Raw genomic sequence first — 14,242 nt, 5'->3', positions numbered from 1 at the left:
TTAAGTTTCCTCTCATAGAGTGAAGACATAACCACATGAGAGGAAATTATCATGACCGCTAACACCCCACGACTATTTAAATGGGACAGAGTTGTCCGGTTGAGCCATTGGCTGATTGCTGCATTATTCTTTGCCAACATGAGCGTCACGGAAGAAGGCAGTGACATTCATCGCTGGTTTGGGTACGTGATCCTTGGGGCCATTGTCTTACGTCTGATTTGGGGAATGCTCACGCATTCAGAAGCACGACTAACCCGTTTTATGCCCTCGCTTTCTGCCGCTCGAGCTCACTTCAGCAACCTTATACGAGGGCGTGATCATACAAGCTCAGGTCATAACCCTGCCGCGGCACTTATGATTTGGAGTCTTTGGGGATTGCTCCTCGTCACCATTTTGACTGGCTGGACAATGACGCAGTCAGGTGAAGAGCTCGAATGGTTAGAAGAAGTCCATGAGTTTGCTGCCAACGCAACCCTGATCCTCGTCACTATCCATGTTAGCGCCGCCATTTTGATGAGTCGATTTGGTAAGCGTAACTACATAAAATCCATGCTGCGTTAAGTGGTGCAAAGATGACAAGCCTTCGCAACTTCAGACCTATTATCGTTTTCTTTTCTCTTGCGCTCGTCCTGCTTAGCCTATCGAGAGTCAGCTTGCTTGTCTGGCAACATAAGCAGTTGAGCCAATGGCAAGATATCTTCTATATCTTACTCCAAGGATTACGTGTCGATATTGCCACTTTATGCTGGCTATATACTCTACCGGCTTTTTTATTGGCACTGCTACCAACCTCTGGAAAATTTGGTCGTGGGTTTGTCTTTGTCTTGCGGAGTTGGCTGGTCTGTGGGTTAGTCGTATTAGCTTATATGGAGCTTGCTACGCCTTCGTTTATTTTGGAGTATAACCTAAGACCAAATCGGCTATTTATAGAGTATTTAGTTTACCCTAAAGAAGTTTTTTCCATGCTTTGGAAAGGCTATAAGTTACCGTTATTCTTAGGACTTGCAGGAGCGACATTGGTGGGTTTTTATAGCTGGCGATTAAGCGGTAAGCTTACTCAAACGGGAAACCAGCCACGCTGGTGGACACGGCCTATTCTTGCGGTTTGTGTGGTTGCTTTCGGTATCATGGGAGCGCGTTCAACTCTGCAACACCGTCCACTGAACCCAGCACTTGTCGCCTTTTCAACTAATCCGCTATTAAATGATTTAGTACTCAACTCTTCTTATTCGTTGGTCTTTGCCGCCAAATCCATGGCGTCCGAGCGTAATGCTGAAGAATACTATGGCGATATGCCGCTGAATGATGTCATTGCAACTATAAAACGATACTCGCCGTCCAGCACCAACTATATTGCGTCAGACACCATACCGACACTAAACGTGCGTCATCCTTCCGAGGCCAAACGAAAGAATTTAGTGATCTTATTGCAAGAAAGTTTAGGCGCGCAATTTGTTGGCCGATTGGGCGGCTTACCGCTAACGCCACATTTGGATAACCTGATGGATGAAGGGTGGAACTTTACTCAGATTTACGCAACAGGTACGCGTTCTGTGCGTGGTATTGAGGCTATAACCACAGGGTTTACACCGACCCCATCTCGCGCCGTCGTTAAATTGTCTAAAAGCCAAACAGGGTTCTTTTCCATCGCCTCATTACTTCAGCAAAAGGGGTATACCACTCAGTTTATCTACGGTGGAGAAAGCCACTTCGATAATATGAAATCATTTTTTCTCGGTAATGGTTTTCAAGATATTATCGATTTCCCTCAGTTTGACCAGCCACGCTTTGTTGGATCTTGGGGAGTTTCAGACCAAGACCTATACACCATGGCTGATAAACAGTTTCGCCGTTTACACCAAAGTGGGAAACCCTTTTTCAGCTTGGTATTCACCAGTAGCAATCATTCACCTTACGAATATCCAGACAGCCAAATCACGCCTTATAGTCAAGAGAAACATACCCGCTTCAATGCCGTAAAATATGCTGACAAAGCATTGGGCGACTTCATCCACCAAGCTCAGCAGTCCGATTACTGGAAAGATACCATCTTCTTAATCATTGCCGATCATGATGCGCGCGCAGTCGGCGCATTACCTGTGCCAATTAAACATTTTCATATCCCAGCATTGATCCTAGGTAAAGACATACCTCCGAGAGAAGATAACCGCCTCGCGAGTAGTATCGATATGCCCCCTACGTTACTCTCCCTCATTGGCGTTGAAAGTATATCGCCGATGATAGGTCATGATTTAACTCGCCCATTGTCTCGACACTATCAGCGTGCTTTGATGCAGTTTGATAAAAACTTCGCTTATCTCACCCATGATTCAGTGATTGTTCTGCGACCAGACAAAGCCCCACTTGGCTATTACTATGATGCGAAGAGTCAGACTGCACGCCCTCAACCTGTAACAGACGTGATGATCAAGCGCGCTAAGGCACACGCTTTAATAGGCGGAAAACTGTATCGACAAGGTTTATATACCGTACCATCCACTCATATCACGGAAGCGTCGGTGCTCGCTCAACACCATGATGAGCAACCACAAAAAAGTGAGCTAACAACAACTCCAGTGACTAATATCGATCCCACTTCATCATGCACTCAGAATGTCCCGTATGCTCATCCAACTGCTCACTGATGGTGATAAAACCTTGCTTTAAATAGAACTGATAGCTTGCGTGATTAGCTTTATATACAGAAAGAGTTAGAGTATTTCTTTGAGGCTTAACATGAGCAATTAACTCTTTACCAATACCTTTACATTGATGCTCTGGTGCAACAAAAATTGCCGCTAACATATCCTCGTATAGCGAGTAGAATCCTACAATCTCACCACTTTTTTCATATACATAAGTCTCTGAGGCAGGGATGTAGATATCACGCATGCTAGGAACTTGTGACTTCCAGAACTCTGGCGATACAAAACCGTGAGCTTTGATGGATGCATTAAGCCAAATCGTTAAAATGAGTTCAATATCTGTTGGCTTGAGTTTTCTAATCATTCCGATATTCCATTGGGAAATTGTTTGGTATTGCCTGATATTATCCAAATGCAACGGTTCTGAGATTGAACATTTCCGACAACCTCAATCGTTGCTAGCTGTGATACCACCATAGACATCAATTGTTAACCCTCGCTCTTTTTCATAGGTTTTCGGCGTTAATCCTAACTGCTTTTTTAGGTGGCGGATTAAATGAGGTTGGTCACTAAATCCAAATCTGAACGCAATATCTACCCAGTCGAGAGCGTCTGAGTCTCGCTGATAAATATACTCTAACATCGCCTCTAATCGATTCATGGATTGGCACTGCTTTAGCGTCATTCCAGTTACACGCTGAAAGCTTCTCTCTAAGGTTCGTTGTGAGCAAAAAAGCCGCTCTCCCAAATCAGAGATGGGGGTATTATCAAGATACTTCAAAGCTTGCCGAGTAAGTTCACTGTGCTTATCTTCAGAGCACAGTTTGAGCCACGGTGTTAATTTCGTATCGAGTTGTTCAACACAATTATTCGGATCACTTTGAGCAAGAGTAATTAACTCATCTAAAGCTAATAGATTATGAAGCCCGTCACCGCTTGCTACCTCTTCAACTTGATCGAGTAACATGGATTGTTCTAAAAGAGCCACTTGCTTCAAAAATTGGGGCAAGCTATACAAGGCTCCAGTATGAAATTTAATCCCAAGATGAACGAACGGATTGGTATGATCTAGTGCAATGGTTTGTTGATGGGGATAGAGCCAATGACTTCCTAATCCTATAGAAGCCGCCGAATTGAAATCATAACGATAGCGTTGATTTTTAGGCGAAATGATTAAGTGAGCACAAGGGTCAGGGTTAAGCTTCGGGAATGGATAACTCTCGGCATTCGGTTTTTTTTTCAATCAGCCAATAGCATTGAACATACTTAGCAACAGTTGGAGCTTTCGGTGATAATAACCAATGGAGCATCTAGAATTCCTATAACTTGATGAGGGCCGCCCATTTCAGAGCAGCCTAGCATAGCCAGAAATAGTTTGTGATTCGTTACTATAGTTCGAATTTAATCTGGACAATACGATTGACTAACGTGAGACCCGCTCGTTTTATTGCCTTTTGCGCCCCTACATTACTGCTCTCGGTAGAACAAATTGGGGTTAAATTACGCTCATTGGCGCTTTTTACAAGCCATTGAAGGACTTGAGTAGCAATGCCTTTCCCACGTTGTGACTGCGCGACAATCATGCCCAGATCGGCATATTCCGTTTGAAATTCGTCGAATAAACGGCATTCACCTGCGGCAAGTAGTTCTGTTCCCTGCCAGTAACCAAATAGTTCTTTGCAATTGATTAGGTTGCTGTAATAGCCAGTTAGCCATTCTTTCGGTGCTCCAATGTTAGCCGCAGCAAATTCAACAAACTGCTCCAATTGATCAGTGGATACTTCCTGTAGTTCAACGTTACATTGGACGTTTTCATCGTTTTTTTCCATCTGCTGATACATCAAAGCATTGACTGTAAACTGTGAAGAGTTATCCATGCACAGCGATAGATATTGAGTCTCAGCGGTGCTAACAAAAGCGCCTTTAACGTCACCAATGACAGAGCTGTTTCCATCAGTAATTAACGTAAATAAATCTCTTTGATCGGTGTTCGCCTCGGTGGATAAATAAAATTGCAGCATATAACCATCACCATTGATACAGCAGTATCCAACAAGAGCACCTTGTTCATAGAACCCGTAGTGAGACGCCATTGGTACAAAACCGAAATGCCACATACCGTCTAAGGGAGCGGTGGATTGAGCAAAGTACATTTGTTTTAGGGGATGAATCTGTTCTAGGTTATCGATTGGTTTAATGTTTAACATCGTTTTTATCCCGCATGCAATACAATGACTCTTCAAATGAGCATTGCTTTTCGATGTCACACATCATAGTTCTAGCTCTTAGCTAAAGATTGAATAAAAACGACAGTTTCTACTACGTATCATCAAAGCTTTATGCAGCCTTACCTATCCAAAATAAGAGAAGCTCTGAATTGCTTTGGGGCAAAACCTTGCGAGCAATGATCGCGCTGAGGCGTGTCTGGGCATAACCAAGCCAACACTAACTTGGCTAACTAAGGAGCAATTGCAGCAATCATGTAGTGAGTAATCGCTGTGTCGCCATTCGCGCGCGTTGCGATGGTCTATCCAACATATGATCATAAAAAAAGCGAGCACAAAGCTCGCCTTTAATTATCTGTTTTTGCTTTAAATTACAACAATTCTACCGACTGCTGAGCAATAACTAGCTCTTCGTTGGTTGGGATCACCAATGCAAGCGGTGACGTTTGGGTGGTGATTTGCCCTGCGGCACCAAAACGCGCGGCGGCGTTGGCATCGGCATCCGCTTGATAGCCGAAAATGGCTAGCTCTTTGAGGATCATTTCACGGACTGGCAGTGAGTTTTCGCCAATTCCACCTGTGAAAACAATCGCATCCAGGCGGGATAACGGCACCATGTAACTTGCGATGAATTTTGCAACGCGATAAGCGAACATTTCTAGCGCCAATTGTGCGCCTTTGTGGCCCTGCTCTGCCGCCTCGACCAAGCCTCGGCAATCGTTCGTTAATTCCGAAACACCGAGTAAACCAGCTTTATCGATCAGCTCATGGTGGATTTGATCCATGCTGAGCCCTTTTTTCGACAAAAACTCTAGAATAGATGGGTCAATATCACCACAGCGTGTGCCCATCATCAAACCGGCTAAAGGCGTAAAGCCCATGCTGGTATCGACACTTTGACCGTCTTTGACCGCACACAAAGAGGCACCATTACCAAGGTGTACGGTGATTACGTTGGTTTGTTCAGGCGCTTGGTTAAGCCATTTTGCCGCTTCACGGCTTACGTAATAATGGCTGGTGCCGTGGAAGCCGTAGCGGCGAATACCGTAATCGTTGTAGAGCTGACGCGAGATCGCGTAATGGTAAGCTTTTTCTGGCATCGTTTGATGGAATGCCGTATCGAAAACTGCCACTTGTGGCAAGCTTGGGAAGGCTTTGCGCGCCGCTTTAATGCCCACCACATGTGCTGGGTTATGCAGTGGCGCCAAGGCTTTTAGCGCATCGATTTGCGCCAGTACGGCATCGTCAATCAGGGTGGCTTGGCTGAAGGTTTCACCGCCATGTACCACACGGTGGCCAACGGCCTGCAGTTTGTCACTTAATTGGTTGCTTTCGATAAGGCCCACAATGATGTCCATGGCCTCTTGGTGGTGGTTGCTTCCTGCACTTAAGGTTTTCTCGGTTTTTTCACCGTCGACTTTCCAGCTCATCCGCGCGTCATCGCGCCCAAAGCATTCTCCAGCGCCGGAAATCACAGCATCGCCAGTTTGCGCATCCATCAGGGCAAATTTTAACGACGAGCTACCTGAATTAATAACGAGTACCAGTGCATCACTCATAGGGTTACCTTATTGGCAGAAATTGAATCGCGGCATCAGGCCGCCTTCTCCATTATTAAAATATTTTTTAATAATTCAACTGTTGTAATAGTGATAGCACAGTTACCCAGCAATTTACTGCGTAAGATCAAGCTAAGTGCGTATCAGATGTACAAAGCCAAACACGCCGATATCACTCACCATAACCATAGATAAAAAATGGCGCCACTTGGGCGCCATTCTTCGGGCTAGCTACCAATGCCGAGGTAGGTATTGACTACAGTGAAATAAATCCACATCCCAGATATATCTACCACGGATGCCAGTACCGGGCTGACCAATACCGCAGGATCAAGATGACACGCGCGCGCCACAATCGGCAGCAATCCGCCAAGCGTCGTGGAGATGGTCACCTGAATAAACAGGGCCAACGCAATGGCAACCGCAATATCGTGCAATGCAAACGCGCCGACCGTCGCGTTGTGGTTGAACATCAAAATCCTCACTATCATGACTGCAGCAATCGCCACACCGATAAATACCGCGACGCGGGCTTCTTTCCACATTACATGGAGCCACTGACGTTTGCGAAGCTCTCCCGTTGCAAGCGCCCTGACCACCAAGGTTGCCGCTTGGGAACCGGTATTGCCCCCCGCCGCCGCAATCACTGGCATATACACAGCCAACAGAACGAGTTGGCTTAAGGTATCTTCGTATTGAGCAATGATCATCCCAGAAACGATACCAAGCAGCGCAAGTCCGACAATCCAGCCAATCCGCTGTTTAACGTGTGCAAACACGCCGGTAGACAGATAGCTCTTCGCCGGCTCCGCTTCCGAGTGAATAAAGCCTAAATGGTTGGCATATTCACGGGCTTCGCGGTCAAATCCCTGCGCATCGAGCGCATTGAGCAAATGCTGTACATGAGCCACCGAGCAGTGATGTAAAATTCCCATCGACTCCTCAACCGGCATCACGGTAAGCAACTCGACTTGCTTGTCGAGATCGTATTGTAAAAATGCATTACGTGCCGCCACGATTTCTGCAGTAGAAAACGCAGTAGCGTAGTCAAAAGTGTTGTTCATTACCGTCATGGCGAATCTCCCGATTGGCAACAGGTAACGACCATCAACAACGAACCTCACGCTAAAAGGGCGTGATTAAGCGTTACATCGAGAAAGGAGAAAAACAGAGCGGGAAACCAGCTGCGACTGCGCTGGTAAAAGGAAGGGTCACAATACCAACGGCAGTTATTTTTCTCCGTATCGACTAGGAGGATGGTCGGTATTGTTCATAGTTATCTCCAAAAAAGGTCTGGTGCTGTAAAAGCGTGGCGAGTCTATCAAAAGACACTGCGTCTGTCTGTCAAATTTTGGTGAGATAACGGGGTGATATGTCAATTATTATGCAGGTTCAACGGACCGGTGCCGTTCATTGACGACACATGAGTAAACTGGCGCCTAGCAGCTGTGAAAAAGCAACGGTCAGATCGGCATTCATTTGCTTTTCACAATCCGCCTGCAATTTACGTAAACAGCGAAAGGCGACGCCGTTATCGGCTTTACCACTGATCAACAAGTAGAAACACAGCCGTAAGATGGCTTTGAACTCACCGTCAGCATGCATCGCCTGCATCCAGCTTTGCATTAACTGGTTAACGGTTCCACCCGTCTCAAGCGTACCCATCAAATTATCGAGCAGAAYAGGTTCGAGCGCGGCCATAAAATCTTGTTTGCGCGGAAAGTGATGACTGATCCCAGTACGAGATACCCCTGTTGCTTCACTGAGGGTGGTATACGACATGCCCTCGTAGCCCAACGTCAGGAGTTGCTGCTTCGCGGCATCAAGAATGGTCTCGATCGTCTGTTGTGTTTGGGCCTTACTGCGTTTTGGCATGTGTAATGTGTTCTCCCCAGTCTCCGTCAGCATGGCGGGCAGTAATCGTCTGCATGTTGCAATGTGTTGGCAGGCAATGCATTTGCGCCATGGCTCGCCATAAAGATAGTACAGACTGCAATAGAAAGCCTGACACGAAATGCACCAAAGGCTCACTGAAGCGGATCAAAGTTCTGCTAATACCTTGATAGATAAGTGTGAAAACAGCCCAAAAAATGAGGACTTATTAGTGTAAATAGTGCCGACAGTCATAATTTGAACACATGTTTAAACAATTGCCTTGCGTAAATACAGGCAGGGTCAGTAAGTTAACATTATTATAACAGTTAGACGTATGAATCACGTTGCGACAACGAGGAAGTCCAATGTCACACATCAAACCACACGATCAAATTTTACGCTGGGCCGACGAACGCCCTAACCACGTATTTTTACGCCAAATTCGCGAGCGCCGTTTCGTTGATTATACCTTTACGGACGTCGCTGATCAGGCAATGCGCATGGTCACAGCATTACGTGACATGGGCTTGCAACCCGGTGACAAGGTGGCGCTGATTTCTAAAAACTGTGCGGAATGGTTTATTGCCGATCTGGCGATGATGATGGGCAGTTATATCAGCGTGCCTATTTTTCCAACTGCGGGCAGTGACACCATTGAACACGTGGTGACACACAGTGAATCCAAGGCCATGTTTGTCGGCAAACTGGATGACACCAAAGCACTAAAAGCGTCGTTACAGACCCTATCACACATCAAAACCATCGCATTTCCATACCCTACGGTGGATTGCCATTATGACTGGCAGGATTTAGTCGCGAGTCACGAACCTACCGAAGAGCGTCCGGTCCATCTGGATAATGATGTGATGTCTCTAGTGTATACCTCTGGCACCTCTGGGCTCCCGAAAGGGGCCATTCTGAGTTACGGCGGCTATTGTTGGTCCGCGCAACGCCTGATCGACCACATTGGTATCGAGCCTAACGATCGTTTGTTCTCGTATCTTCCACTGGCCCATATCACCGAGCGCGTATACATCATGGGCTCGGCCATTATGGGTGGGATCCCAACCGCGTTCCCAGAGTCGCTCGATACCTTTATTGAAGATGTCAAAATGCATCGCCCAACGCTTTTCATTTCGGTACCGCGTTTGTGGACCCTGTTCCAACAGCGCATTCAAGAGAAACTACCTGATGCTCGTTTGAATTTACTGCTGAACATTCCTCTTGTCGGTGGTTTGATTAAAAAGAAAATCGCTAAGAACCTTGGTCTTGATCAAGCGCGCGTATTAGGCTGTGGATCAGCCCCGGTTGCTCCAGCACTATTGCGTTGGTATGAAAAATTAGGACTACATATCACCGAAGCGTGGGGGATGACCGAAAGCTACGCATACAGCACACTTAACTATCCATTTAGGGCCGACAAAATCGGCACCGTAGGCAATGCAGGGCCCGGCGTTGAAATCAAGATAGCCGACGATCAGGAGATCTTAGTCAAAAGTCAGGGCCTATTTAGCGGCTATTACAAAAATGAGGAAGCCACGGCAGAAACCTTGGTGGATGGTTGGCTGCACACGGGGGATTTAGGCGAACTCGATAGTGAGGGCTACCTGAGTATCTCAGGGCGTAAAAACGATACCTTCAAGACCGCAAAAGGCAAATTTGTCGCCCCTGTACCGATTGAAAAGCGCTTATTTGAGTTGTCTAACGCTGAGATGCTCTGTGTGATTGGGTCTGGCATGCCTGCACCTATCTTGCTTGCCCTGCCGCACCACTTCCCACACTTTGATCGAGCCCGCTATGAGCGCCGCGTGAAAAAGGTAATTGATACCATCAACGGCGAGCTGGAATCTCACCAGCAAATCAAAGGCGTGTTGATGATCAAAGAGCCTTGGAGCATTGAGAACGGAAAACTCACGCCAACGCTAAAAATTCGCCGCCATAAGCTAGAACAAGAGTACCACGAGGTTGGCGCAAACTGGCCAAAAGGCACCTTGGTCCAATGGGAAGAAGACTGGGTCTAACACATTGTACTAAGATGACCTAACGATCACCCACGATTAGCATACGCTGATGGTGGGTGATTTTTTTACTCACCATCTATTGCTTGCAATTAGGTTGCTGACAGCGATACACCGTGCTACAAACTCCTGCAAAACCTGACCTATCTCAATGTGCCACAATCAAGACTCTGCTAAAGATCAGCATGACATCTTTATTGCAGGCGATAAGCCTATTTTGACGCCTGTAGCTTTATCACGTAGGGGACCGACCATGAAAGAGAATCAAACTGACGCATGTGACGCGTGCGGTGTAAGCGCGGAAATTGGTTATATTATCTCAGAAGGAGATGAAGTCGCGGAAGTGACGATTCATGCCGACAGCGTCGAGGCAATGCAGGCACGCTTTGAGCAATACCTGTCGCTCGCACAAAGTATTAATCCTGCCGTCAAGCACGACTTTAACGCCGAGCAATTTAGCGGCGATAGTGCGCATATCAAAATGCAATTTGAATGCAGTGCTGAAAAGCTTATTTTCGAGCTGCGCAGCCGCGGCCTCAACAACGCCTAATCACTACCATACAGGGTGTGTCACCACACCCTGTATTTACTTGCTGAGGACGGAATTAGAGACGCAGGCTTTGCCATGCCTCGCACATTTCACGAAACGTGGTCGCATCGCCTTCAGGACGGTCTGGATGCCACTTCAACGCCATTTTCCGCCACTGGCGACGGATCTCATGCTCGCTGGCATGCTCATCCAACCCAAGTACGGTCAACGCTTTTTTGCGCTCCAGCATGGTTTCACCCGGCGCATCGTTACCAATATGGCGTTGATAATGCTTCCAAAACGACGATAGCAGCTCTTTGACATCGTCTCGGCTGGCATCATAGTTGTTCCAATCCATATAGTATTCACGGAGTGGATCTTGATAATCGATTTCGTTTGCCACAAAACCATTACCGCCAACACGCCACTGCAATTGAATGTCCATTGACTCCACCTGCAACCATTGTTGCGGTAGCAACATCTCTTGCAGTTGGTATAACGCATTCATGATCAGAAAATTGCGCTTAAATAAATCAAGATGCGGGTCAGCATCCAGCTCTGCCATGATGGTATTTTTTTGCAACTCACTGAGAAGGTGATGCACTTTCCAGCTTTGTCGCGTAGATTCCAAGATACTGAGTATTGGCCAAATCAGGGGGTTGTCTATTTCATCCCGTTTTTCAGCAAGCATGACGTTCATCCTCTGTCACTGGCCAGCTACCTTGAACCGGCACATCTGGTATTTTCGGTCGTTTAACAACCTTATTAAGGTATAAACCAAATTTGGTCACTTTGTCGCCATTATCAGCAAAAAGCAGCTTGTTCCTCCGTATGCCATACTTTTTGTATCGCACGACGTCAAAAAAGCGCCTGATATTGCCGCTTAAAAACTAAGCATATCTAGTGCCAACTTACTTATGCATTGTGGAGAAATCGTCGTGGCGCATAGATTAGACACCTTGACTCGCATTAAAGACACGCACCATCTATTATTGTTTGAACACCTTTATTTCATTGATATTTAAATCTATGCCACATACCGCCTCCCAATGTGATGCCTGCAAAAACAAAAAACCGCTCCCTTTTGCCTTTTCAATGGCCTTTCAGCCCATTGTTCAATTATCCACTGGGCGTGTTTTCGCATACGAAGCGCTGGTACGAGGCATGGATGGCAGCGGTGCGGGCAGTGTGTTTAAACATGTAAACGCCGACAATCAGTATCAATTTGATCAGACCTGCCGTATCAAAGCGGTGGCATTAGCGGCAAAGCTCGAGATCCCCTGCTTTTTGAGCATTAACTTTATGCCTAATGCTGTTTACGAGCCCGAACGTTGTATTCAAACCACCCTTAAAGCCGCGCGCGAACACCAATTTCCGCTCGATCGCATCTTGTTTGAGTTTACCGAAGGGGAAGAAGTGCTTAATTATGAGCATATTCAACGCATTATTCGCTATTACCGCTCGCAAGGCTTTATTACCGCCATTGATGATTTTGGCGCCGGTTACTCTGGCCTAACGGCGCTGGCTAATATTGATACCAATATTATTAAAATCGATATGGCGCTGGTGAGATATATTGATACTGACCCAGTGAAACAGGCCATTGTTCGCCACAGTGTGGCAATGTGTGAGGAGCTAGGGCGTCAAATTATTGCCGAAGGGATAGAGACGGAGAAAGAATTACGCTGCTTGCATGATTTGGGCATCGACTTTTTCCAAGGATATTATATTGCCAAGCCTGAATTCGAAGCATTACCCGCCATAAATCAAGCGCCTGGCCTCGACGTTTTTCACCGTCAATAATCCGACCATCGAGCCAGCAGTCTGTTGCTGGCTTATTTTAACTGCCTCACAGGGTCAATTGATAATCTTTCTCACTTTGACTCGTTCACGGTATAGTAAGTCGATTATTTGATTCGAAAGGTGTTCTTATGACTTGCCGTGACCAAGGCATGCCAGCGCATGGCCTTACTCGACGTCGCTTTCTCCAATCTTCCGCCGCTTTCGCTGCGTTGTCCGCCCTTCCTGCTTGCTCGCTGGTATCCGCATCGCGAGATAATGGCATGTGGGAATATCACTTAAGCGCTGAGCCGAGCACTGCGTCTTTAGTGCCCGGCCACCAAACGGATGTATTGGCGTTTAACGGCAAGATCCCTGCGCCCACGATTCGCTGCCGTCAGGGCGAGCCCGTGACGATTCACTTTACCAATAACCTCAATGAACCCACCACCATTCATTGGCATGGACTCCGCATTCCGATTGAAATGGACGGTGTGCCCTTTTTATCGCAACCCCCTATTCAGCCGGGCGAAACCTTTACCTACCGCTTTACACCGCCTGATGCGGGTACCTTTTGGTATCACCCTCATATGAACTCTGTGGTGCAATTGGGGAAAGGCTTGGTGGGTACCATTGTGGTAGAAGAAGCGTCTCCAGTCACATTTGACGAAGAGCATGTACTCATGCTCAAACATTGGCACCTCGACCGCCAAGGACAATGGAAAGATCTCGCTATTCCTCGTTATAGCGCCCGAATGGGAACGCCGGGTGAATGGGGCACGGTGAACGGTGTTCATCAACCTAAATATGAACTACAAGAAAATGCCACCACTCGCCTACGATTAGCCAACGTCGATAATACCCTGACTTATCCCATTCAAGTCCGTGGTGCAGACGCGTGGATTATTGCCATTGACGGCAATCCGATCGCAACCCCTCGACGACTCGAGGAGCATAAGATCGCGCCCGGTATGCGACTCGATATTGGTTTGATCGCTCCAAAAGCCGGAACCAATGTTGAGATCATGTACATGAAAGGCCGTTTTCCTTTCCTGCTGGCCAGCTTTGCCACAACGCCATCCACCTTGGTCGAAAAACCTTTACCCGCCCTGCCACTTAATCCAGTAGCCACTCCTGACTTGGCGAATGCAGAAACTCGTCACTTTGTGTTTGAATGGGCAGGGGCAATCACACCTGCCGACAAGCAAGGCAAAGGGAAGCACGAGTTTTGGCTGATGAATAAACGCGCATGGGAGGGAATGAGCAAAGGCAACATTCCCGATCCGATCGCAACGCTCGAACGGGGCAAAACCTATATTTTCGATTTAAAGAATGTCACTCAGTACCACCATCCAATCCATTTACATGGTCATACTTTTACCGTGCTGGAAATGGACGGTAAACCCGTGACACCTTTCCATACCGATACCGTGCTATTGGGTAAAAATGGCCACGCCAAGGCAGCCTTTGTGGCCGATAACCCTGGCCGGTGGATGTACCATTGTCATGTCATTGAGCACATGAAAACCGGTCTAATGGGATTTGTTGAAGTGGTGTAGCGATAAACATTACATGCACAATAAAACGGCGAGCCTACCTGCTCGCCGTTCCT

12 protein-coding genes and 1 pseudogene are annotated in these 14,242 nt (G+C 46.9%); 6 read left to right on the top strand and 7 right to left on the bottom strand.

What is annotated here, in order from left to right; genetic code table 11:
* Positions 1–51 precede the first annotated feature (51 nt).
* Both BZJ19_RS15410 and BZJ19_RS15405 read left to right on the top strand, forming a co-directional pair.
* Positions 52–561 carry a cytochrome b/b6 domain-containing protein gene (locus tag BZJ19_RS15410; protein ID WP_077676275.1) on the top strand — a complete coding sequence of 170 codons (510 nt, stop codon included), beginning with the start codon at positions 52–54 and terminating at the stop codon, positions 559–561.
* 11 nt (positions 562–572) lie between these two features.
* Positions 573–2,645, top strand: a complete 2,073-nt coding sequence (locus BZJ19_RS15405; RefSeq protein WP_077676274.1) for an LTA synthase family protein — start codon at positions 573–575, stop codon at positions 2,643–2,645.
* On the opposite strand, the gene BZJ19_RS15400 is transcribed toward BZJ19_RS15405, so the two are convergent.
* The 6 genes and pseudogenes from BZJ19_RS15400 to BZJ19_RS15375 form a co-directional block, all read right to left on the bottom strand.
* The gene (locus tag BZJ19_RS15400; RefSeq protein WP_077676273.1) at positions 2,581–3,009 is read right to left on the bottom strand and encodes an N-acetyltransferase; all 429 of its coding nucleotides are present in this window, start codon (positions 3,007–3,009) and stop codon (positions 2,581–2,583) included. The two genes, BZJ19_RS15405 and BZJ19_RS15400, sit on opposite strands and share 65 nt — an antisense overlap.
* Before the next feature lie 84 nt (positions 3,010–3,093).
* A pseudogene (locus BZJ19_RS15395) lies at positions 3,094–3,955 on the bottom strand (AraC family transcriptional regulator).
* Between the two features lie 78 nt (positions 3,956–4,033).
* Positions 4,034–4,852 (bottom strand): GNAT family N-acetyltransferase, encoded by an 819-nt coding sequence (locus BZJ19_RS15390; protein WP_077676272.1) that lies wholly within the window; start codon positions 4,850–4,852, stop codon positions 4,034–4,036.
* 389 nt (positions 4,853–5,241) lie between these two features.
* Positions 5,242–6,429, bottom strand: coding sequence for an acetate kinase (locus BZJ19_RS15385; protein ID WP_077676271.1), 1,188 nt, complete (start codon positions 6,427–6,429; stop codon positions 5,242–5,244).
* A 227-nt stretch (positions 6,430–6,656) separates the two neighbouring features.
* Positions 6,657–7,502 (bottom strand): magnesium transporter, encoded by an 846-nt coding sequence (locus BZJ19_RS15380; RefSeq protein WP_077676270.1) that lies wholly within the window; start codon positions 7,500–7,502, stop codon positions 6,657–6,659.
* A 337-nt stretch (positions 7,503–7,839) separates the two neighbouring features.
* Entirely contained in the window at positions 7,840–8,304 is a 465-nt protein-coding gene (locus tag BZJ19_RS15375; RefSeq protein ID WP_162274227.1) for a TetR family transcriptional regulator, read from the bottom strand.
* A gap of 365 nt (positions 8,305–8,669) precedes the next feature.
* Between BZJ19_RS15375 and BZJ19_RS15370 the strand changes: the two genes are divergently transcribed.
* A complete protein-coding gene (locus tag BZJ19_RS15370; protein WP_077676268.1) occupies positions 8,670–10,325 on the top strand; it encodes an AMP-binding protein in 1,656 nt (551 codons plus the stop codon).
* A 250-nt stretch (positions 10,326–10,575) separates the two neighbouring features.
* Positions 10,576–10,872, top strand: coding sequence for a DUF406 family protein (locus tag BZJ19_RS15365; RefSeq protein WP_077676286.1), 297 nt, complete (start codon positions 10,576–10,578; stop codon positions 10,870–10,872).
* Between the two features lie 55 nt (positions 10,873–10,927).
* Here BZJ19_RS15365 and BZJ19_RS15360 read toward each other — a convergent pair whose 3' ends face one another.
* Positions 10,928–11,542: a DNA-J related domain-containing protein gene (locus BZJ19_RS15360; protein ID WP_069586945.1), complete on the bottom strand. Its 615-nt coding sequence runs from the start codon at positions 11,540–11,542 to the stop codon at positions 10,928–10,930.
* 338 nt (positions 11,543–11,880) lie between these two features.
* Here BZJ19_RS15360 and BZJ19_RS15355 point away from each other — a divergent pair, with 338 nt between their 5' ends.
* Together BZJ19_RS15355 and BZJ19_RS15350 are read left to right on the top strand one after the other, a co-directional pair.
* A complete protein-coding gene (locus tag BZJ19_RS15355; RefSeq protein ID WP_077676267.1) occupies positions 11,881–12,654 on the top strand; it encodes an EAL domain-containing protein in 774 nt (257 codons plus the stop codon).
* 149 nt (positions 12,655–12,803) lie between these two features.
* The gene (locus BZJ19_RS15350) at positions 12,804–14,189 is read left to right on the top strand and encodes a multicopper oxidase family protein (protein WP_077676285.1); all 1,386 of its coding nucleotides are present in this window, start codon (positions 12,804–12,806) and stop codon (positions 14,187–14,189) included.
* Positions 14,190–14,242: the final 53 nt, after the last annotated feature.

The sequence above is a fragment of the Salinivibrio proteolyticus genome (genome assembly GCF_001996165.1).
In the GTDB taxonomy this organism is placed as follows: Bacteria; Pseudomonadota; Gammaproteobacteria; order Enterobacterales; family Vibrionaceae; genus Salinivibrio; species Salinivibrio proteolyticus.
This window is presented reverse-complemented; position numbering and strand designations above follow the sequence as displayed.